General features: G+C 71.8%; 20 protein-coding genes and 3 tRNA genes. 14 read left to right on the top strand and 9 right to left on the bottom strand.

What is annotated here, in order from left to right; all coding sequences use genetic code 11:
• Positions 1 to 32 precede the first annotated feature (32 nt).
• A complete protein-coding gene (gene hpt, locus HL652_RS00670; protein WP_171703521.1) occupies positions 33 to 584 on the bottom strand; it encodes a hypoxanthine phosphoribosyltransferase in 552 nt (183 codons plus the stop codon).
• 32 nt (positions 585 to 616) lie between these two features.
• Positions 617 to 1,681: a tRNA lysidine(34) synthetase TilS gene (tilS, locus tag HL652_RS00665; RefSeq protein WP_171703520.1), complete on the bottom strand. Its 1,065-nt coding sequence runs from the start codon at positions 1,679 to 1,681 to the stop codon at positions 617 to 619.
• A 48-nt stretch (positions 1,682 to 1,729) separates the two neighbouring features.
• Here tilS and HL652_RS00660 point away from each other — a divergent pair, with 48 nt between their 5' ends.
• Complete coding sequence (locus tag HL652_RS00660; RefSeq protein ID WP_171703519.1) at positions 1,730 to 2,224, top strand: inorganic diphosphatase; 495 nt, start codon at positions 1,730 to 1,732, stop codon at positions 2,222 to 2,224.
• A gap of 98 nt (positions 2,225 to 2,322) precedes the next feature.
• Here HL652_RS00660 and HL652_RS00655 read toward each other — a convergent pair whose 3' ends face one another.
• Together HL652_RS00655 and HL652_RS00650 are read right to left on the bottom strand one after the other, a co-directional pair.
• A complete protein-coding gene (locus HL652_RS00655; RefSeq protein ID WP_171703518.1) occupies positions 2,323 to 3,639 on the bottom strand; it encodes a M23 family metallopeptidase in 1,317 nt (438 codons plus the stop codon).
• A gap of 47 nt (positions 3,640 to 3,686) precedes the next feature.
• Positions 3,687 to 4,946 carry a M23 family metallopeptidase gene (locus HL652_RS00650; RefSeq protein ID WP_171703517.1) on the bottom strand — a complete coding sequence of 420 codons (1,260 nt, stop codon included), beginning with the start codon at positions 4,944 to 4,946 and terminating at the stop codon, positions 3,687 to 3,689.
• Between the two features lie 143 nt (positions 4,947 to 5,089).
• On the opposite strand from HL652_RS00650, the gene HL652_RS00645 reads away from it, so the two are divergent.
• The 9 genes from HL652_RS00645 to HL652_RS00605 all read left to right on the top strand — a co-directional run bounded on the left by HL652_RS00645 (position 5,090) and on the right by HL652_RS00605 (position 11,365).
• A tRNA-Glu gene (locus HL652_RS00645) sits at positions 5,090 to 5,162 on the top strand.
• 66 nt (positions 5,163 to 5,228) lie between these two features.
• Positions 5,229 to 5,305: transfer RNA gene (locus HL652_RS00640), tRNA-Asp, on the top strand.
• 72 nt (positions 5,306 to 5,377) lie between these two features.
• Positions 5,378 to 5,453 (top strand) — tRNA-Phe (locus tag HL652_RS00635).
• Between the two features lie 366 nt (positions 5,454 to 5,819).
• Positions 5,820 to 6,713 (top strand): DNA/RNA non-specific endonuclease, encoded by an 894-nt coding sequence (locus tag HL652_RS00630; protein WP_171703516.1) that lies wholly within the window; start codon positions 5,820 to 5,822, stop codon positions 6,711 to 6,713.
• A 101-nt stretch (positions 6,714 to 6,814) separates the two neighbouring features.
• The gene (locus HL652_RS00625) at positions 6,815 to 7,966 is read left to right on the top strand and encodes a winged helix DNA-binding domain-containing protein (protein WP_171703515.1); all 1,152 of its coding nucleotides are present in this window, start codon (positions 6,815 to 6,817) and stop codon (positions 7,964 to 7,966) included.
• The gene (locus tag HL652_RS00620) at positions 7,963 to 8,760 is read left to right on the top strand and encodes a spermidine synthase (RefSeq protein WP_171703514.1); all 798 of its coding nucleotides are present in this window, start codon (positions 7,963 to 7,965) and stop codon (positions 8,758 to 8,760) included. The genes HL652_RS00625 and HL652_RS00620 overlap by 4 nt, the downstream gene beginning before the upstream one ends.
• Position 8,761: 1 nt before the next feature.
• Positions 8,762 to 9,472 carry an SOS response-associated peptidase gene (locus HL652_RS00615; RefSeq protein WP_171703513.1) on the top strand — a complete coding sequence of 237 codons (711 nt, stop codon included), beginning with the start codon at positions 8,762 to 8,764 and terminating at the stop codon, positions 9,470 to 9,472.
• Positions 9,473 to 9,551: 79 nt separating this feature from the next.
• On the top strand, positions 9,552 to 10,214 hold the full coding sequence (locus HL652_RS00610) for a response regulator transcription factor (RefSeq protein ID WP_171703512.1): 663 nt from the start codon (positions 9,552 to 9,554) through the stop codon (positions 10,212 to 10,214).
• Entirely contained in the window at positions 10,211 to 11,365 is a 1,155-nt protein-coding gene (locus tag HL652_RS00605) for a sensor histidine kinase (RefSeq protein ID WP_171703511.1), read from the top strand. The genes HL652_RS00610 and HL652_RS00605 overlap by 4 nt, the downstream gene beginning before the upstream one ends.
• Before the next feature lie 45 nt (positions 11,366 to 11,410).
• Here the strand turns inward: HL652_RS00605 and HL652_RS00600 are convergent, their stop codons facing one another.
• Complete coding sequence (locus tag HL652_RS00600) at positions 11,411 to 12,511, bottom strand: ABC transporter permease (protein WP_171703510.1); 1,101 nt, start codon at positions 12,509 to 12,511, stop codon at positions 11,411 to 11,413.
• A gap of 82 nt (positions 12,512 to 12,593) precedes the next feature.
• On the opposite strand from HL652_RS00600, the gene HL652_RS00595 reads away from it, so the two are divergent.
• Positions 12,594 to 13,475: a tryptophan-rich sensory protein gene (locus HL652_RS00595; RefSeq protein WP_171703509.1), complete on the top strand. Its 882-nt coding sequence runs from the start codon at positions 12,594 to 12,596 to the stop codon at positions 13,473 to 13,475.
• Here the strand turns inward: HL652_RS00595 and HL652_RS00590 are convergent.
• Together HL652_RS00590 and HL652_RS00585 are read right to left on the bottom strand one after the other, a co-directional pair.
• Positions 13,456 to 15,078, bottom strand: a complete 1,623-nt coding sequence (locus HL652_RS00590; protein WP_171703508.1) for a sensor histidine kinase — start codon at positions 15,076 to 15,078, stop codon at positions 13,456 to 13,458. The two genes, HL652_RS00595 and HL652_RS00590, sit on opposite strands and share 20 nt — an antisense overlap.
• Entirely contained in the window at positions 15,075 to 15,779 is a 705-nt protein-coding gene (locus HL652_RS00585) for a response regulator transcription factor (protein WP_171707098.1), read from the bottom strand. The genes HL652_RS00590 and HL652_RS00585 overlap by 4 nt, the downstream gene beginning before the upstream one ends.
• Before the next feature lie 187 nt (positions 15,780 to 15,966).
• On the opposite strand from HL652_RS00585, the gene HL652_RS00580 reads away from it, so the two are divergent.
• The gene (locus HL652_RS00580; RefSeq protein WP_171703507.1) at positions 15,967 to 16,713 is read left to right on the top strand and encodes a GNAT family N-acetyltransferase; all 747 of its coding nucleotides are present in this window, start codon (positions 15,967 to 15,969) and stop codon (positions 16,711 to 16,713) included.
• 19 nt (positions 16,714 to 16,732) lie between these two features.
• Positions 16,733 to 17,281, top strand: coding sequence for a DUF1697 domain-containing protein (locus HL652_RS00575; protein WP_171703506.1), 549 nt, complete (start codon positions 16,733 to 16,735; stop codon positions 17,279 to 17,281).
• Between the two features lie 51 nt (positions 17,282 to 17,332).
• On the opposite strand, the gene HL652_RS00570 is transcribed toward HL652_RS00575, so the two are convergent.
• Positions 17,333 to 18,712, bottom strand: a complete 1,380-nt coding sequence (locus HL652_RS00570) for an HNH endonuclease signature motif containing protein (RefSeq protein ID WP_171703505.1) — start codon at positions 18,710 to 18,712, stop codon at positions 17,333 to 17,335.
• 56 nt (positions 18,713 to 18,768) lie between these two features.
• On the bottom strand, positions 18,769 to 19,323 hold the full coding sequence (locus HL652_RS00565) for a CGNR zinc finger domain-containing protein (RefSeq protein ID WP_171703504.1): 555 nt from the start codon (positions 19,321 to 19,323) through the stop codon (positions 18,769 to 18,771).
• A 71-nt stretch (positions 19,324 to 19,394) separates the two neighbouring features.
• On the opposite strand from HL652_RS00565, the gene HL652_RS00560 reads away from it, so the two are divergent.
• Complete coding sequence (locus tag HL652_RS00560; RefSeq protein ID WP_171703503.1) at positions 19,395 to 20,381, top strand: EamA family transporter; 987 nt, start codon at positions 19,395 to 19,397, stop codon at positions 20,379 to 20,381.
• Positions 20,382 to 20,432 lie beyond the last annotated feature (51 nt).

Below are 20,432 nucleotides of genomic sequence, written 5' to 3'. Positions count from 1 at the left end.
GGCCCCGGCCCCCTCGCGCGACGGGCATCCGGTCAGGAGTAGACGTGGGGTGCGAGCACGCCGATCGAGGTGAGGTTGCGGTAGCGCTCGGCGTAGTCGAGGCCGTAGCCCACGACGAAGGCGTTCGGGATGTCGGCTCCGACGTACTTCACGTCGATCTCGATCTTCGCGGCCTCGGGCTTCCGCAGCAGCGCGCAGATCTCGACCGACTCCGGGCCGCGCGAGCGCAGGTTCGACAACAGCCACGACAGGGTGAGGCCGGAGTCGATGATGTCCTCGACGATGAGCACCTTGCGGCCGGCGATGTCGGTGTCGAGGTCTTTCAGGATGCGCACCACACCGCTCGACTGGGTGCTCGACCCGTAGGAGGAGACCGCCATCCAGTCCATCTCGATGTGCATGTTCAGCTCGCGGGCGAGGTCGGCCATCACCATGACGGCGCCGCGGAGCACGCCCACGAGCAGCACGTCCTGCCCGGCGTAGTCGGCCTCGATCTGACGGGCGAGACCCGCGATCTTCTCGGCGATCTGCTCCTCGGTGAGCAGGATCTCGGTGAGGTCTCCCTCGATGTCGCCGGCGTCCATGGGCTCCTCCTGTCGATCGTGCGTCAGGGCTGTCAGCGGGGCGTCGGGTCTCCCGCGGGCCGGCGCGAGAACTCCACCCGCGCACCCTGCCGCACCACTCTAATCCCTGGCAGGTCGACGCCCTTCTGACCGTGCCAGTCGGTGACGAGGGCCGCCACGGCGAGGGTCTGCGAGCGCGAGAGCGCCACCCCGAACTCGCTCGCGACGACGTACCGGATGATACGGTTGCGGAGCGAGGGCGGGTTCGCCTCGAGCGCTCCCGCCGAGATGGCGATGCCGGCCTCGGCCGGTTCGACGAGGTCCTCGATGGTCTCGATCGCCATGTCGTGGAGGGTGGTGTCGTCTTCGCGCAGCTGCTCGGCGGTGCGGGCGAGCGCCTCGGCGATGCCAGGGCCGAGCTGTGCCTCGAGCACGGGAAGCACCGAGCGGCGCACGCGCACGCGCGCATAGGAGGGGTCGGCGTTGTGCGGGTCGTGCCACGGCTCGAGGCCGGAGTCGGCGCAGCACGCCTCGGTGTCGGCGCGGCGGAGGCCGAGGAAGGGGCGCAGGCGCGCGGGCACCGCGTCGGTGGCGGGCGTGACCGGCGCCATGCCCGACAGGCTCGCGGCACCGGCGCCCCGGGCGAGGCCGAGCAGCACGGTCTCGGCCTGATCGTCGAGGGTGTGGGCGAGCAGCAGGGCGCGGGCGCCGAGCCGCGCCGCCTCGGCGTCGAGCGCCGCGTAGCGGGCCGCGCGGGCCGCGCCCTCGGGGCCGGCCGGATGCGAGGCCTCCACGGCGACGCGCGTCACGACGACGGGGTCGAGGCCGAGGGCGCGGGCCTGGTCGGCGGCGCGGACGGCGACCGCATCCGAGTTCTCCTGGAGGCCGTGGTCGACGACGACCGCTCCGGCCGCGAGGCCTGCTCGGGGTGCCTCGAACGCGGTGGCCGCGGCGAGGGCGAGGGAGTCGGCGCCTCCGCTCAGTGCGACGAGCACGAGGGGGTGCGGGTCCGGCGGGTCGCCCGCGTCGGAAGCGATCGTGGCGAGGCTCTCGCGCACCGCTCGCCGCGCATCCGCTATCGCCGGCGTGAGGCGCGGGCGGCGGTCGTTCGTGGGCATCAAGTAACGTTAGTGCAGTTTCCCCCCTACCGATCGAGGAGCATCAGCATGGCCGAGTACGACGTCGTCGTCGAGATCCCTAAGGGCAGCCGCAACAAGTACGAGGTCGACCACGAGACCGGTCGCGTCTACCTCGACCGCGTGCTGTTCACGAGCTTCGTCTACCCCACCGACTACGGCTACTTCGAGAACACGCTCGGCCTCGACGGAGACCCCGTCGACGCGCTCGTGCTGCTCGAGTACCCGGTGTTCCCGGGTGTGGGCGTCAAGGTGCGGCCCGTGGGTGTGCTCAACATGAGCGACGAGGCGGGCTCCGACGCCAAGGTGGTCGTGGTGCCTCACAAAGACCCGCGCTGGGCGCACATCCAGGACGTGAACGACATCCCCGAGCAGACCCGCAAGGAGATCGAGCACTTCTTCGCCCGCTACAAAGACCTCGAGCCGAACAAGTTCGTGAACATCGAGGGCTGGGGCGACGCCGCCGAGGCCGACGCCATCGTGCAGGCGGGCATCACCAAGCTGGCAGAAGAGGGCGCGCACTAGCCCTCAGGCTCGCGGGCTGCGCCCGCGGCCCCCATCGACCCGTCACGATTCGCCCTCTCAGAGCTTCCGGAGGGCGAATCGTGACGGGTCGATCGTGTCTAGAACCCCACGTAGTTGCGCGGGTTCTGGGCGACCCCGTTCACGCGGGTCTCGAAGTGCACGTGGCAGCCGGTCGACGAGCCGGTGGTGCCGGCGTAGGCGATGAGCTGCCCGCCGCCCACCTCGGCGCCGCGACCGGCGACGAGCGAGCTGTTGTGGCCGTACACCGTGGTGAGGCCGCCGCCGTGGGCGATCGTGACGGAGTAGCCGAGGCCGCCGTTGTAGCCCGACTGCACCACGGTGCCGGCCGCCGAGGCGTAGACGGGGGCGCCGCAGGTACCGCCCCCGGCCTGCACCAGGTCGATGCCGGCGTGCAGGCGGTTGACGTGCGCGATGGGGTGGAAGCGCATGCCGAACTCGGAGGTGACGCGCCAGGCCGAGAGCGGCGAGCCCCAGCCCGAGACGGAGACGGGCGGCGGGCCGCCGCGGTCGCGGGCAGCCTCCTCGGCGGCGCGACGCGCCTCCTCGCGGGCCCGCTCCTCCTGACGGCGGCGCTCCTCGACGCCCTCCTGGTACTGCGCCTCGGTCTTCGCGGTCTGCTCGGTGAGCGCCTTGAGCTGCTCCTCGAGCACGATGCCCTGGGCCTCCTCCTCGGCGAGCGCCGCCTCCACCGCGACCTGCGCGGCGAGGGCTTCCTCGAGGGCGAGCTCGGCGGCGACCTTCAGCGCCTCGAGCTCGCGCTCGGCGATGTCGGCCTGGGCGGTGAGGGCCGCGGCGGTGTTGCGATCTTGGGCCGCCTGGTCGGAGAGGCGGCCGGTGGCCTGCGACAGCTGGCTCATGGCGCCGAGCTGGTAGAGCAGGTCTTCGGTGCCGTCGCCGGCGACGATGAGGTTCAGGGTGAGGTCGGTTCCGCCCGAGCGGGTGAACTGCGTGATGAGTTGACCGGCCTGCCGGTTCGACTCCTCGGCGCGGGCGGTGGCCTCGGTGGCCTGCACGGCGAGTTCCTCGGCGCGGAACACGGCGGTGTCGTAGACGTCTTGCGCCTCGGAGTACTCGTCGGCCTTGAGGTCGGCGAACTCCTGCGCCTGCTGCACCTCGGTGCGCAGCTGCGCGATGAGACCCTGGATGCGCTCCACCTCGGCCTGCTTCGTCGCCTCGTTGCCGCGGGCGGCGAGCACGTCTTCCCAGCTCGGGTAGTCGACGGCGAAGGCGCCCTCGGAACCGCGGAACACGTCGACGGCGAGGAGCGCCACGGCGAGGGCTGCTCCGGCGACGAACCTCGACGGGGAGAGGCGACGGCGCCTGCCCGGTTCGCCGCGCATCCGTGACGACCGCCGCGACGGCGAGGGCCTGGTTCTGGTGTCGGTGGTCGTCATGCTCGTCTCGCTCTCACGTTGTCACGCTGGTGTGCGCTCGTCGCCGGTCAGCCGAACTCGATGCCGACGTTGGCCATGAAGGCCCTGGGGTTCACCGCTCCTCCACTCACGCGTACCTCGTAGTGCACGTGGCAGCCGGTGGAGTTGCCGGTGGTGCCAGCGAGCGCGATCGGCTGCCCGACCTGCACGTAGTCGCCGTTGCCGACCAGGAGGGTGGTGTTGTGGCCGTAGGCGGTGGCGATGCCGCCACCGTGGTCGACCTGCACGAAGTTGCCGTAGCCGCCGTTCCAGCCCGCGTAGGTGACGAGGCCCTCGGCCGAGGCGTAGACATAGGCGCCGCAGGTGCCGCCGGAGTACACCAGGTCGAGACCGGAGTGCATGATGTAGGCGCCCGAGACGGGGTTGACGCGCATGCCGAACTCGTCGGAGGAGTACGAGCCCGGGAAGGGGCTCGCCCAGCCGCTGGCCGCGATGAAGGGGAGAGTCGGCAGACCCGCCGCCGCGGCGGCGCGGGCGGCTTCGGCGCGCGCCTCGACGCCCTTCTGGTAGTCGGCCTCGGTGGCGGCGCGGTTCTCCTTGAGCACCGCGAGCTGGGCGGTGAGCTCGACCTCGTGGTCTTGCTGCTCCTGCAGCGCCGCCTCGGCGGCCTGCTGGGCGACGACGGCCTCGGCGAACAGGCGCTGGGCCTCCTCGGCGAGACCCTTGAGCTCGTTGCGCGCGACGGTCGCCTGGGCGGTGAGGGCGGTCGCCGTGTTGGTGTCTTGCTGGGCCTTCGCGTAGATCTGCGCGGTCTTCTCGGTGAGCTTGCTCATCGCACCGAGCTGGTAGAGCAGGTCGTTCGAGAACTGCTCGCCGCCCACCATGAGGTTGAGCGTGATGTCGTTGCCGCCGGTGCGGGCGAGCTGTGCGGCGAGCAGGCCCGCCTGCGTATTCGAGCGCTCGGCCTCGGCGGAGGCCTCCTCGGCCTGCGCCTCGAGCTCGTCGGCCACGTAGCTCGCGGTGTCGAAGGCGGTCTGGGCGACCTGGTACTCCTCGCCCCGCTGGGTGGAGAGGGCCTGGGCGGCGCTGACCTGCGAGCTGATGCTCTGGATGAGCCCCTCGATGCGGGTGATCTCGTCTTGCTTCGCACTCTCGTTCGCCTGGGCGTTCTTCACGTCGTCCCAGCTCGGATAGTCATCGGCGAACGCCGGACCTCCCGAGAACACGGCGGCGGCGACCAGCGACGCCGTGGCGGCGAGCGTGGCTCCCAGGCGTCTCCTCGGGCGTCTGGGGCGGCTGCGCGTCGTCGCGGGATGAGTGGTGTGCATGGCTCCTCGAACTGGTCGTGCGTGCCGTGCCAACCTAACAAGCACCCATCGGGGATTCCCGGACATTGTGGCGGGTGTGGAGAACTGCCCCTCGAATTGGAACCTGTGGGCAGGTTGTGGCATACTCGTGGAGTTGTCGCCGCGGCCCCATCGTTTAGCGGCCTAGGACGCCGCCCTTTCACGGCGGTAGCACGGGTTCGAATCCCGTTGGGGTCACGAAGACTCCGGCGCGATCCGGGTCGGGATGCGGAACGGCAGCAGATACAATAGGAACACAAGTAAGGCCCTGTAGCGCAGTTGGTTAGCGTGCCGCCCTGTCACGGCGGAGGTCGCGGGTTCAAGTCCCGTCAGGGTCGCCAGGCGCGAAGCCCTTCCGAACGGAAGGGCTTTTCGCTAGAGCGGCGCGATGTGCCCAGGCGCATCCTCCACTCGGCTCTGTAGCTCAGTTGGTAGAGCGTTCGACTGAAAATCGAAAGGTCACCGGATCGATGCCGGTCGGAGCCACCATCGCCCCCGGGTCACCCGGGGGCTTTTTTCATGCATGCGCATCATCAATCGTCACCTGTCGAGGAAATCGGCGTCAGGGGTTGGCAAACGGGAATTGGGTATGCGATATTGAAGTCTCAAGTCGCAAGCAGATCGGGACTGCGTGCGGCTGCCGCCCTCAGGGGGCGGGACACGATGCGGGGCTCGGCGACAACGCGGGCCCCGCATCCGTCTTTCTGCGCGGCCGCGTCCGCCGAACGACGGAGTATCGGGCGGTTCCGGCCGAACGACGGAGTTTCAGCTACGTTCGGCAGAGAGGCTCCGTCGTTTCGCCGCCGGACCGGGCTCCTTGTGGTGGCATCGGGCGAGGCGTGCTCGACTGGGGTCATGGTGACCAGCGACCCTGCACCCGCGTCCGACCCCACCCGCGCATCCGACCACACTCACACGACGGGCGCGAGCGAGGGCTTCGACGAGCTGTTCCTCGGGCCGAGCTGCCCCCTGCCGGCGCGTGCCGACGCGGCTGCCGGCAGGAGCATCCGGCGGCTCGACTACACGCACTTCAGCGTGCTGCTCGACACGGGGCGGCGGCTCGCCGCGCTCACGGGCGTGAACATCGACGGGCGACTGCTGCGCGACGTGCCGCGCGGCGACGACTGGCACCTCGACCCGCGCGTTCCCGCCGAGGAGCAAGCGGGCCCCGAGCTCTACTCCCGCAATGACCTCGACCGCGGGCACCTGGTGCGCCGCCGCGACCCGGTGTGGGGAACGGATGCGGTGGCCGCCCGAGCCGAGTACGACACCTTCGCCTACACCAACGCCGCCCCGCAGGCCGCCGCGTTCAACCAGTCGAAGGAGCTGTGGAACGGCCTCGAAGACCACGTGCTCGCCTACGCCGAGGCCTACCGCCTGCGGCTCGACGTGTTCACCGGCGCGGTGTTCGCCGACGACGACCGGCTCTACCGCGGGGTGCAGCTGCCGAAGCGGTTCTGGAAGATCGCCGCCTGGTACGACACGGGCCGTGAGCGACTGGCCGCCGCCGGGTTCCTGCTCGACCAGTCGAACGAGCTCGACCGCATCGACCTGCGGTCGGCGCAGGCGACGGATGCTCCACCTCCGCTGCCCGGGTTCCGCACCTTCCAGGTGCCCATCGCCGACATCGCGCGCGACACCGGTTTCGATCTGACGCAGCTCGTGGCTGCCGATGTCTTCCTCGCGCCGCTGCGAGCCGCGGGGCGGCGGTGGACGACGCTCGACGACCCGGGGCAGATCCGGCTCTGAGGTCGCGCCGCGCGCGGAGTCGGTGTCGACCACGCGTCGACGCGCTTCGCCGCCCACACAGCTGCCGCCGCGGTGTCGGAGGGGCGGGGCATACTGGGCGCATGACAGCGGTCGGCGGTCCTCCAGCGCAGACGGCCCGCGGTGCGCGCGAGCTGCTCGCCCGCAGGCTCGCCGCGCAGTGGATCGAGCCGGCGCGCACGCCCGGCAGCGTCGACGTCGTCGACGTGGTGCGACAGCTCGGCGCGATGCAGGCGCAAGACTTCGCCCAGTCGTGCTGGGCGCTCGGGTCGCGCGCGCCCGGCAGCACGATGGCCGACGTCGACGCCGCCTACGACTCGGGCGCCATCGTGCGGTCGTGGCCCCTGCGCGGAACACTGCACGTCACGACCCCCGACGACCTGCGGCTCATGCTCGCCCTCACCGCCGCGAAGACCGTGCGCGGCATGGCGGCGCGCCACCGGCAGCTCGAGCTCGACGACGACACCTTCGCCCGGGCGCGCGAGATCGCGCGGGTCGAGCTGGCGGGTGGCGGGGCCGCGTCGAGAGACGAGTTGCTGGCGCAGCTGACGGCGGGCGGCATCGAGGTGGGCGGTCAGCGCGGAATGCACCTCATCTGGTGGCTGGCGCACGACGGGCTCGTCTGCTGGGGTCCGCGCCGCGGCACGCAGCAGGCGCTGGTGCTGCTCGACGAATGGGCTCCGCCCGGGCGGGAACTCGACCTCTCGACAGCCGCCGCCCGCGCCGCGGCACTCGGCGAGCTGGTGCTCCGCTACACCGTGGGGCGCGGAGCGGTCACCGTCGACGACTTCTGCTGGTGGTCGAAGCTCACCAAGGCCGAAGCCGCCGCGGGCGTCGACGCCGCCCGCGACCAGCTCGCCACCCTCGACGTCGATGGCACGACGGTGTTCGCCCCACTAGACGGTGCTCCGCCGACTGCGCCGACCGGCCACCACGCGCTGCCCGGCTTCGACGAGTACCTCCTCGGCTACCGCAACCGCTCCCCCGCCCTGCCTGCGCAGTTCGCCGAGCGCATCGTGCCGGGCGGCAACGGCATCTTCCTGCCGATGCTCGTGTCGCGCGGCACGATCGTGGGAACCTGGGGCCGCCGGGTCGGCGCGCGCTCCGTCGCGCTCACCATGACCCCCTTCGCCCCGCTCTCCGCCACCGCCCAGCGGGGCCTCGAACGCGACCTCCGCCGCTACGCCGCGTTCCTCGGCCTGCCGGCGACCATCACGACGGGCGACCCGTCATGATCACGCCACGGCGCTTCCGACTCCGGCCCGACGGGCCCGTCGCCGAGCTGCGCCCCGACGAACTCGATCCCGCCACCGTCGAGCTCGTCGTCGACGGGCACCCGCAATCGCACGTCGACCCCGTCGACCCGACCGCCTTGCGTCACGACTACGTGCGCCGCCTCGCCGGCGTGATCGACGCGATGCCGCCGCCCGGGGCCGCACCGCTGACCGTGCTGCACCTCGGGGCCGGGGCGCTCACGCTGGCGCGCTACCTCCAGGCCACCCGCCCGGGGTCGCACCAGCACGTCATCGAACTCGAGCCCGCTCTGGTCCCCTTCGTGCTCGAGGCACTTCCCCTCCCACCCGGCACCGAGCTGCGGGTGCACCCGGGCGACGCCGCAGAACACGTGCGGCAGCTCGGCACCGAGCTCCGCGGCCGGGTCGACCTCGTCATCGCCGACCTCTACCGCGGCACCACCACCCCGGCCCACGTGAGGTCGGCGGACTTCTACGCCTCGGTCGCCGAGCTACTGGCCCCGGGGGGCCTGCTCGCCGTGAACATCGCCGACGACGACGGGCTGCCCGCCCTGCGCGCCCAGCTCGCCGTGCTCCGGCCGCTGTTCCCGGGCCTCGCCGTCACGGGTCCGACGTCGACGGTGGCGGATGCTCGCGCCGGCAACACCATCGTCGTCGCCTCCCGTACGGCCCTCCCCGCCACTCTTCTCCCTGCTCTGAGAACGGCAGGCCCGCATCCGGGCACCGTTGCCGACGCCGACGACCTCGCCCCCGCCCTCACCGGAAGGACCCCCTGACATGTGCGGCAGATTCACCATGAGCGCCGAGACCGATGAGCTCATCAGCGAGTTCGTGGCCCGCGGCGGCCGCCCGGAAGACTGGACGCCCTCGTACAACGTCGCGCCCACCGAGACCGCCCCGATCGTGCGCGACCGCCTGGTCGACGGCGAGCTCGTGCGCGAGATCGACGGCGCGTCATGGGGCCTCAAACCCTCCTGGGCGAAGCCCGGCGGGCCCGCCCCCATCAACGCGCGGCTCGAGAGCGTGGCGACGAACGGCCTCTTCCGCAGCGCCTTCGCCCAGCGCCGCTGCCTGGTGCCGATGAACGGCTACTATGAGTGGGAGGCGACTCCGACCGGCAAGCAGCCGCACTACATCCACGGCCCCGAGCACCTTCTGGCGGCGGCGGGCCTCTACGAACTCAAGAAGACCGACGGCGAGTGGTCGCTCTCGTTCACGATCATCACCCGCGAGGCGGCGGACGCCTCGGGCGAGGTGCACGACCGCATGCCCGTCTTCCTCACCCCCGACACCTGGGACGACTGGACCTCTCCGATGAAGGTGGAGGCGCCGGGTGAGAAGGAGTCGCTCGTCGCCCTGCTCGATCGCAGCTCGCTCGCCGTGGCCCGCACGATGACCACCTACCCGGTCTCGAAACGGGTGAACAACGTGCGAGACAGCTCCGTGCCGAAAGACGATCCCACCCTGATCGAGCCGATCACGCTCTGACCCGGGCAGCGCGAACGACCCGCGCACCCGCCGGTCGGCCGGTTCGGGCCTCCGGGATTCATGCGGCACTATGGAGGTGATGGCCGAGAGACGCAAGATCCGGGTAGCGGTGGTCGAAGACCAGCCCCTCTACCGGCAGATGCTCACGGCCGCTCTCTCCGGCGCCGAGGGGCTCGAGGTGGTGGCCGTGGCGTCGTCGTGCGCGAACGCACGGGCCATCGTGCCCGACTCGGAGGCCGACGTCGCGGTGCTCGACATCCAGCTCGGCGACGGTTCGGGCATCGACCTCGGGCTCGAGCTCCGACGCTCCCTGCCGCGCCTCGGCGTGCTGCTGCTCTCGGCCACCGACTCGCTCGACGCCCTGCTCGACCTGCCCCGGTCGAGCGTGCGCGGCTGGAGCTACCTCTCGAAGGACTCAGCGCTCAGCCTCGCCTCGGTGGTGCGCGCCATCGAGGTGACCGCCGACGGCCGCACCGCGCTCGACCCCGAGCTGGTCGAGCGCCGGCGTCCGCGCCGCGGCAGCGGCCTGGCGCGACTCAGCCCTCGCCAGTACGAGGTGCTGCGCCTGCTCGCCCAGGGCCTGTCGAACGCGGGGATCGCCGCCCGGCTGGGCATCGCATCCCGATCGGTCGACAACCACATCAACGCCATCTACGCCGAGCTCGGCCTGGCCTCGGGCGGGGTGACCAACCCGCGGGTGGGCGCCGCGCTGCGCTTCATCGACGAGAGCGCCGCGTCGTGACCGACGCCCCCGCGGCGCGCGACCGGATCGACGACCGCACGGTCACGATCCTCGCCTTCGGGGTGGTGATGGCGATCTTCGCGGTCGGCATCTCGGTGCAGACGGTCTACGTGCTGGGCATCCAGCCCTCGTGGCAGCGGGGCGGCACCCCGGTCGCCGAGACCCTGAACCTCGCCGTGCGGCTCAGTGCGAACTTCGCGGCGGTCGGTCTCGGGCTCGTCGGCATCGCGCTGCTCGACCCGCAGGAGCGCCGGCTCGCCGGCCGCCTCGGCACGGGCGCGGTGATCGCCGTCGGCGCGGCGGCCCTGCGCGGCGCGCTGCAGCTCGGCCTCGGCATCTACAGCCCGTCGCAGATCTCGGAGGTGACCGCCGAGATCGTCACCGCCTCCATCGCGGTGGGCATCTCGCTCGCCATCGCGCTGGCGCTGACGGATGCGCGGCGCCGCTTGCGCACGGAGGAACGCGCCTACGCTGAGCAGACCGTGCGCGCCGCCGCGGCACTCGAGGCACTGCAGGGCGAGGAGCTGCGGGTGCGGCGGGAGGTCGCCGACGGACTCCACGGAACGGTGCAGCAGCGCTTCATCGTGCTCGGCGCCCGGCTCGAGAGCGCGATCGACGCGGCCGGCTCGCTCGAGGGCGGGGCGGCGATCGCTGACGAGCTCCGCAGCATCCGTGACGACCTCGGGTCGCTGCGCCAGCAAGACCTGCGCACGATGAGCGAGCTGCTCTACCCGGCCCGCCTCGATCAGGGAACCGTGCCTGCCGTGCGCGCGCTGTTCCAGCGCATCCCCGCCTCGATCGCGACCTCGCTCGCGGTGAGCGACGAGGTCGTCGCGCTGGAGGGCGAGGGCAACCGCGTGCTGCCCGCCGAGCGGAGGCTGCTCATCGTGCGCATCGTCGAGGAGGCGCTGTCGAACGCGCTCAAGCACGGTCGCGCGACGGCGCTCGAGCTCGAGCTCTCGGTCGACGCCTCGGGCTCGTTCGTGCTCGCCTTCGACGACGACGGCATCGGGCTCCCCGCCGAACCGTCGGAGCTCGGCCTCAGCGGCCTCGGCCGGCTGCAGCGCCAGCTCGACCACATCGGCGGCCGGCTCGAGCTGCAGCCGTCGCCCCTCGGCGGCGCCCGCACCCGGGCGGTCGTGCCGCGCTGACGCGCGCCACCCGGCCGCCCTCGTCACCCGACCGGCCGCCGCGCGTCACCCCGCCGCCGCACCGTCCTTCTCCGACTCGGCAGTCCGCGCATCCGCCCCGCCCGCATCCGGCTTCACCGTCTCCACCCGGTCGAGCCGCCCCGCCCCGAACTTGATGCGGCGCGCGACGACGAACCCGGCGGTCGAGAGCACGAGCCACGCCCCCAGCACGAGATAGGGCTCGGCGTGCGGCGCCTCCGGGAAGTAGGTGAGGTCGCGCAGCGCCCGCACGGTGGCGCCCGTGGGCAGCCAGCGGCCCATGAACTCGTAGAACGGCGGCAGCAGCTCGGGGGCGACAGCACCTCCGGAGGAGGGGTTGCTGATGAGGATGAAGAGGATCCACGTGGGCACGAGCGCCCACTTCCCGCCGATCACCACCCGGAAGAAGCTGTACACGGCGCCGGCGATGAACACCGCGACCGAGAGCACCCCCCAGACCGGGAAGAACGGGAAGGTCTCGAAGCCGAAGATCGGGCCGGTGGTGAGGGTGATGACGAGACCGACGAGGGCTGCCCGCCCGGCGTCCCAGGCGAGCTCCCCGGCGAGGGTGAGGCCGCCCGCGTTCACCCGGGTCTGGATGGCTCCGACGAAGCCGATGATGGTGGAGGCGAGCGCCAGGTAGAACAGCACGAGCCCGCTCGGGTCGTTCGGGCTCAGCGGGTTGAGGTCGGTGACCGTGACGGTGATGCCGAGCTTCTGCCCGATCTGGTCGGCCTCGGCCTCGATGATGCGGGCGATCGACGCTCCCGAGGCGCTGGAGATGAACAGCTGGGCGGTGGTCGACGAGCCGGCCGTCGCATCCGTCACCAGCACGGCGTAGATCTGCTGCTCCTCGAGGGCGTTCTTCGCCTCGGCCTCGGTGGCGAACGGTTCGACGTCGAACGAGGTGGTGGTGACCGACTCCAGCGCCTGGTCGAGCTGCTCGGGCGTCACGCCCGGCGACACCACGCCGATGGGCACGTCGTGCGGCTGCGGGTCGCTCATGGCGAGGCTGTACGAGGTGACGAACAGCGCCGCGAACAGCGACACCAGGAGCGAGACGATGAGGGCGGGCTTGTTGGGGCCGCTCACCACCCGGCGGGCGGCGGAGATGCTGCGCGAGACCATGAGCACACGCTAGCGGCTCGGCTGCCTCCCTCGGGCGGAGTGCCCCGGGCGGAGCGCGACCGAGGTGGGTAGGGTCGTGGCCATGAGAGCCGACCTCGTACGCCGTGTCGTCGTCGCCGTCTGCGCCGTGCTCGCCGTCGTGGGCGCGTTCGTGGGGTCGGGTGCCGCCGGGGGCACGCCCATTCAAGACGCGGCCGGTGGCGCACTGTCGGCGGATGCGACACTCCTCGCCCCGGCAGGGCCCGCGTTCTCGATCTGGTCGGTCATCTACCTCGGGCTTCTGGGCTACGCGGTGTGGCAGCTGCTCCCGGCGCAGTCGCGCGACGGTGAATCGGCACGGCGGCAACGCACCCTGGGCTATCCCGTCGCGGCGACGCTGCTGCTGAACGCCGCGTGGATCCTCAGCGTGCAGGCGGGACTGCTCGCGCTGAGCGCCGTCGTCATCGTGGTGCTGCTGGTGGCGCTGCTCGTCACCTTCGTGCTCGTGGTGCGCACCCGGCGCCGGGGCCAGGGCATCGTCGAGTCGGTGCTCATCGACGGCACCGTGGGCCTCTACCTGGGCTGGGTGTGCGTCGCGACCGCCGCGAACATCACCGCCCTGCTCACCGCCGACGGGTTCGACGGCTGGGGCATCGCAGCGGATGCGTGGGGCGTCACGATCGTCGTCGTCGCCGGTCTCGCAGGGCTCGCTCTGGCCGTCTTCGGCGTCGGCCGCCTCGCTCCCACCGCGTCGCTGGCCTGGGGCCTGGTGTGGGTCGCGGTCTCGCGCACCACGGGCGAGACCCTCTCGGCACCGGTCGCCACCGCCGCCGTCATCACCGCGACGGCGCTCGTGGTGGCCACCGTGATCATCCGTCTGGTCGCCGTCGGGCGCGAGCGCTCGGCGCACGGGCTCGCCACGGCGGCCACGGAGAACGCCACGGCCGACGGTTCCCGACCGGGAGCTACCCCGCGGGCTCGATGACCTGAGGGCGCCCCCGACCGGCGGGCGGAGCTGCGATCGCGCCGGCGACGCGCGCGAACCGCACCGTGAAGCGGGTTCCCTCCGGCGTGGAGTGCACCGCGATCGTGCCGTCGTGCGCCTCGACGATCGAGGAGACGATGGCGAGCCCGAGGCCGGTGCTGCCGGCCCGACGCGACCGAGAGGAGTCGCCCCTGGCGAAACGCTGGAACAGCTCGGGCTGCAGCGACTCGGGAATGCCGGGGCCGTCGTCGGCGACCTCGAGCACGATCGACTCGCCGCCCGCCTCGCCCGAGACGGTCGCCGGGTCGATGCGCAGGGTGGCGGAGACCCGGGTGCCCTCGGGGGTGTGCACGGCAGCGTTCGAGAGCAGGTTGAGCACGACCTGGTGCAGGCGCTCGCGGTCGCCCGTGACGAGGGCCGGAGCATCCGGAACCTCGACCGACCAGAGGTGACCGGGGGCGGAGGCCTTGGCGTCGCTCACCGCATTCAGCACCACCTCGCCCAGGTCGACCTCGTCGAGGTGCAGATCTTGGCCCTCGTCGATGCGGGCGAGCAGCAGCAGCTCGCTCACCAGCGAGTTCATGCGCTTCGCCTCCGACTCGATGCGCGCGAGGGAGTACTCGGTGATCTCGGGGAGCGACGCGGCGTCTTGCCGGGTGAGCTCGGCGTAGCCCTGGATGGCCGCGAGCGGGGTGCGCAGCTCGTGGCTGGCGTCGGTGACGAAGCGGCGCATGCGGCGGTCGGTCTCGGCGCGCACGGCGAGCGCGTCGTCGACGTGGGCGAGCAGCTGGTTGAGGGCCTCGCCCACCTTGCCGATCTCGGTGCGCGGGTCGGTGTCGGCCTCGCCCACCCGGGCGGTGATGGCCACGTCGCCGCGGTCGAGCGGGATGTCGGTGACGGCGACGGCGGTGCCCACCACCCGGTCGAGGGGGCGCAGCGCAAGCCGAACCACGACGATGACGCCGACCACGATGACGAGCAGCGCGATGAGGGCTAGCACGACCATGACGACGGTCTCCTGCAGCACCGCCGCGTCGGCCGTGGCCATGGAGATTCCCGTGACGAGGAGGTCGCCCCGGCTGTCGGGCTCGACCGCGACACGGTAGCTGCCGAGACCGTCGAGCTGCAGGGTCTGCTGGGTGCCCGGCTCGAGCGACGCCGCCTCGAGCTGCGCGATGACGGCGGGCGGGAGAGTCTCGGCGTCGGAGTCGGAGAAGCGGGCGGAGTCGATGACGGTCGGGCTGTCGCCGCCGCCGGTGGTGCCGCTGCCGTCGGTGGTGCCGCTGCCGTCGCCCTCCTCCAGCAGGGCGATGACCGTGCCCGGCGCCTGCCCGGTGTACTCGGTGAGGGGCTTCTCGGGGTGCGGGTCGATGTGCCGGCCGCTGTCGATCATGACGCCGTAGCGGTACTTCTCCACGGCGTAGGTGAACGACGACATCGAGGCGCTCAGCTGCGTGTCGACGACGTGGGTGATGGAACTCGCCAGGGTGACGCTGCTCACCACCCCGACGGTGACGAGCACCGCGGCCACCACGCCGGCGGTGCCCACGACGAGGCGGCTCCTCAGCGTCCACGGCCGGCGGGCGCGGCGCCGCGTGGTCACTCCGCCGCCCGCAGCACGTAACCGACACCGCGCACGGTGTGGATCATCGAGGGCCGGTTGGCGTCGATCTTCTTGCGCAGGTACGAGACGTAGAGGTCGACGATGGAGGCCTTGCCGGCGAAGTCGTAGTTCCACACCCGGTCGAGGATCTGGGCGCGCGACAGCACCCGGCGCGGGTTGCGCATGAAGTAGCGCAAGAGCTCGAACTCGGTGGTGGTGAGCGAGATCGGGTCGCCGCCGCGGTTGACCTCGTAGCTCGACTCGTCGAGCAGGAGGTCGCCCACGACGATGCGGGAGTCCTCGTCGGAGGTGGTCATCATCGAGCGGCGGAGGAGTCCGCGCAGGCGCGCGACGAGCTCTTCCAGGCTGAACGGCTTCGTCATGTAGTCGTCGCCGCCGGCGGTGAGGCCGATGATGCGGTCGTCGACCGAGTCGCGCGCGGTGAGGAACAGCGTCGGCGCCGACCCCTCGAGCTCGCGCAGCTGGCGCAGCAGCGAGATGCCGTCGGTGTCGGGGAGCATGATGTCGAGCACCACGACGTCGGGGCGCTCCTCGCGGTACTTCTGCAGGGCGGTGCTGCCGTCGTGGGCGACGTCGACGGTCCACCCCTCGTAGGCGAGGGCGAGGCTGACGAGGCTGGTGAGCACCATCTCGTCGTCGACGAGCAAGACCCGGATGGCGGAGCCGTCGGGCCGGTACATGCGCGGCAGCTTCGCCAGAACGGCGCGCCGACGGCCCGAAGACGCGAGTTCGTCGGAGACGGGAGAGCTTGCCATCCTCCCATTGTTCCGAGCGCGCGCAAGGGCCGGATACCGATCGATGCCTATTCATAGAGACCTCACACGATCGCACACGACCCGCCTGAGATCGCGGCGTACGGTCTGCCGGATGATCGAGATCAGCGTCTCCGATGCCCGCCGCGCGCTCCGTGCCGCGAAAGACGCGCTCGCCTCGGCGGGTGTACGCCGGCCGAGGGTGCTGCGCGGGGAACGCACCGAGCATCCGTTCGACGCCTGCGAGCTGCGCACGGAGCGGCTCGTGCTGCGGCCCCATCGCACCACCGCCCGCGACGTCGACGACTGGTTCGAGCTGCAGGCCCAGCCCTCCGTCACCGAGTTCCTGCCCTGGCCGCAGCGCGACCGGCGCCAGTCGGCGCGGCACCTGCGCGATCGCACCCGTCACGTGCGGCTGTGGCAGGCCGACGACTTCCTCGCCCTCGCCGTCGAGCTCGAGGGGCGCCTCATCGGCGACGTGTCGCTGCACCTTCGGAAGGTCGCCCGGGCCGAGCGCTCGCTCGAGATGGGCTGGGTGCTGCACCCCGGCCACGGCGGCAGGGGCTACGCCACAGAGGCGGCCCGCGCCATGCACGATCTCGCTTTCGAGCGGCTCGAGGCCCGGGAGGTGACGGCGGTGACGGATGCGCGCAACCGCCGCTCGGTCGCGCTCGCCACCCGGCTCGGGTTCGTCGAGCGCTCGCGCCTCGACGGCGCCGTGGAGTTCGCGCTCGACCGGAAGACGTGGGGCGAGGTGCGGCGGGAGGAGTGTGAACGGGACCGGAAACGCCCGCTGCCGGTCGAGCTGCGGACCGCGCAGGAGACGTCGCGCCCCGCCGGGCGGGAGCGCCGGGCCGCCTGAGCACGGTCTACTGTGAGGCATGACCAAGTGGGTGGCCCTGCTGCGGGGCGTGAACGTGGGTGGCATCACGGTGAAGAGCGCGGAGCTCGGCGCCCTGTTCTGCGAGCTGGGCTTCGACGGCGTGAAGACGGTGCTCGCCTCGGGCAACGTGCTGTTCGAGACCGACGAGGGCGGCTCTGCGACGAAGGATGCTGCACTTAAGACGCGCATCGAGAAGGGCCTCGGCGATCGCTTCGGCTACGACGCCTGGATCGTGCTGCTCGACCACGGCGCCCTCGCCGGCATCGTCGACGGCTTCCCCTTCGAGGAGACCGAGCGGATGCAGCCCTACGTCGTGTTCACCTCCGACTCGAACGTGCTCACCGAGATCACGGAGGAGGGCCGGGCGATCGCACCCGACGCCGGCGCCGGCGGCCCCGAGCGCACCTCCCCCGGCGAGGGGGTGCTCTACTGGGAGGTCGCCAAGGGGAGCAGCACCGACACCCCGTTCGCAAAGTACCTGGCGAAGGCGCGCTTCAAGTCGACGACCACCACGCGCAACCTCCGCACGCTGCGCAAGCTGCTCTGAGAGCATGCCGGGCCGGGCAGGGCACGCTCAGGCTCAGGCTCAGGCTCAGGCTCAGAACGGTGCCGGCGGAGCGGGGTTGTCGGGCGCGAGTGGGCGCGGCGGCACACCGAACCGCGGTGCGTGCGTCACGTACCTGTTGCCCCGCGGACTCGTGAAGAGCAGACTCCGCGAATTCGGCATGGTCTCGGCGGTGGTGAGCAGATGGTCGGGCGGCCTGCGACCGAACTCGTCGCCTTGCAGCTCGGCGGGCGAGCCGGCTTCGGGCGCCACCTCGACCCGCCAGGAGTGATCGTGCTTGAGGTGGTGATGGCGCGAGCACAGGTGGGCGAGGTTCGCGGGACTCGTGTCTCCGCCGAGCGCCCAGTCGCGCGTGTGGTCGAGTTCGCAGCGCGACGCACGCCGCCCACACCCGGGGAAGCGGCAGGTCTCGTCGGCGACGATGAGGGCCGTGCGGAGGTCGCCCGTCGGGCGGTAGCGACGGCGGAGCACCGAGATGGTGTCGCCCGTGTCGGGGTGCACCAGCGCACGCAGGAAGGTGGGCGCCGTGGCGGCGATCGCCCGCGCGGTGTCGGCATCGATCGGGCCGTAGCCGTGGAGTGCGGCCGGCTCCCGCGAGACGTTCGCGATCGTGGCGGCGGGCACGGTGACGATGATGGTCGGCGTGATGCGGCGAGCGCCGTCGCGCCCACCGAGCACGATGTCGGCGAGGGCGTCGGAGCGGCGCTGCGCGTGGGTGCGCGGGTCGTCGTCGGCGCGGAGCGACCGGGCCACCCGGTCGATGAGGTCGTCGATCGCGACGGCGTCGACTGCCGGGAGGTGATGGTGCAGGGTGGCCATGCCGTCGGGCTCGGGCTCGAACCAGACGCCCCTGCCGTCGCGCGCCCGCCGCGAGCGATCGATGATCGACTCCGGATGCGCCTCCTCGCGCAGCCGTCGCGCCCGGTCGTCGAAGCGGGCGGCGGTGTGCTCGTGGGCGAGCGGCACGAGTCGCGCCTCGAACGACGAGCGCGCCTCGGGCGGCAGGCTGAGCACGTGGGTCACGGCTCGACGGGCATGAGCGTAGGAGACCGCACCCGTCTCCACCTCGTGGAGGAACATCGGCAGATCGTGAACGAGGCACTCCGCCTCGTTCACCCAGCGCGCCACCGTCCCCTCCGACCGGCGGGTCGCACACGCCACCTCCGCGACGAGGGAGCGACGGGCCGCTTCTCGCGTGGGCGCCACTGAGGCCCGGGCGACCTCGGCGGCCCCGCCGTCTGCGACCCCGTTCATCACCTCGGCCAGCTCGACGGCCCGGGCGAGCAGACGTGCCCTGCGCCCTTCGGCTGCGGCGATGGCCCGCTCGAGATCGACCAGCTCGCCGAGTACGACGTCGAACTCGTCGCCGGGCGCGAGGGCCCGCTGCCCGGGGGTACACCGTGTGCCGATCATGAGGTTCACTCAATCATGGACCACCGACATCGAGTCCCGCCGAGGCGCCCGACCGCTTACGACCCCGCGCGCCGGGCGCGATAGGCCAGCACGTTCATCCGGTTGCCGCAGTTGCCGGCGTCGCAGTAGCGCTTCGAGCGGTTGCGCGAGAGGTCGACGACGACCCCCGTGCAGTCGTCGGCGGCACAGAGGCCCAGGCGGTCGTACTCGTCACTGCGGATGACGTCGATGAACGCCATCGCCGCCTCCACCCGGATGCGCGTGACCAGCGGTGCGTCGGGTTCGGTCGCGTGGAGGTGCCAGTCCCAGTCGCCGTGCCGCACCAGCTGGGGAAGGGCGGCGGCCTCGCGCAACATGCGGTTGACGAGCTCGACGGCCTCGTCGCGGTCGACCTCCCAGAAGCGGCGGAACTCGCCCCGTAGCGATCGCACGCCCTGGAGCTCGGCGTCGTCGAGGTCGCGGCGCCCCGAGTAGTCGTGCTCGTCGAGCAGCGACACCAGCGTGGCGACGTCGGCGAGGGCGTCGTCGTCCGACCCGGCGACGCCGGACGCGGTGTTGACGAGCTCGGCGACGAACACCAGGGTCGCTTCAGTGTCATAGGCGAAGACCATGTTGACTCCTGACAGGCGGGAACACTACTGTCAGCAGTGTAACCGCAGTTGACTCCTGACAGGCCGGCGCCATGACACTCACCCCCACCTCCCACCGCACCTCGGGGCTGCTCATCGCCGTCGCCGCTGCCGCCGCCTTCGCGACCAGCGGGCCGTTCGTGAAGCCGCTGCTCGACTCGGGCTGGTCGCCCGCCGCCGCGGTCGCCGTGCGCGCAGGAGCCGGCGGACTCGTGCTGCTCGTGCCTGCCCTCATCGCCCTGCGCGGCCGCTACCACCTGCTGCTGCGGTCGTGGAAGCTCATCGTCGGCTACGCCGTCATCGCCGTGGTGGGCTCGCAGGTGTTCTACTTCGCCTCGATCCAGTACCTGCCGGTGGGAGTGGCGCTGCTCATCGAGTACACGGCGCCCATCCTGCTGGTGCTGCTCGCATGGGCCCGCAGCCGCGTCGCGCCGGCGCTGCTGACCGTGGCGGGAGCGGTACTGAGCGTGGCGGGCCTCGCGTTGGTGATCAATCCCTCGGGGGGCGGGGGGTTGCATCCGCTCGGCATCCTCTTCGCCGTGCTCGCCGCCCTGTGCCTGGCCGGCTACTACCTCATCGCCGCCCTGCCCACCGGCGAGCTGCCCCCGGTGACCCTGGTGAGCGTCGGGCTCATCGCGGGCGCGGTCGCCCTCGCGGGGGTCGGGGCGACGGGGCTGGTGCCGCTCGCCGTCACGGACGACGCGGTCGAGATCGCCGGGCTGGGCGAGGTGCCCTGGTTCGTGCCCATGGCCATCGTGGTGATCGTGGCCACCGCGTTCGCCTACTTCGCGAGCCTCATCGGTGCCGGGCGGCTCGGCTCCCGCCTCGCATCGTTCGTGGGGCTGCTCGAGGTGCTGTTCGCCGTGCTGTTCGCGTGGTTGCTGCTCGGCGAGGTGCCGACGCTCGTGCAGGCGCTCGGCGGCGCCCTCATCGTGGCGGGGGTGGTGTGTGTGAGGATGCAGCGCGACGCCGTCTCGGTGGAGCCCGCCCTGCCCGATCCCCTTCCCGATCCGACCGCGACGAGAGTAGGCAGGGAGTAGACCCCGGCAGGGAACCGTCTCGAGCAGGGGGTAGACCAGAGGAAGGACGCC

Source organism: Herbiconiux sp. SALV-R1 (assembly GCF_013113715.1).
In the GTDB taxonomy this organism is placed as follows: Bacteria; Actinomycetota; Actinomycetes; order Actinomycetales; family Microbacteriaceae; genus Herbiconiux.
This window is presented reverse-complemented; position numbering and strand designations above follow the sequence as displayed.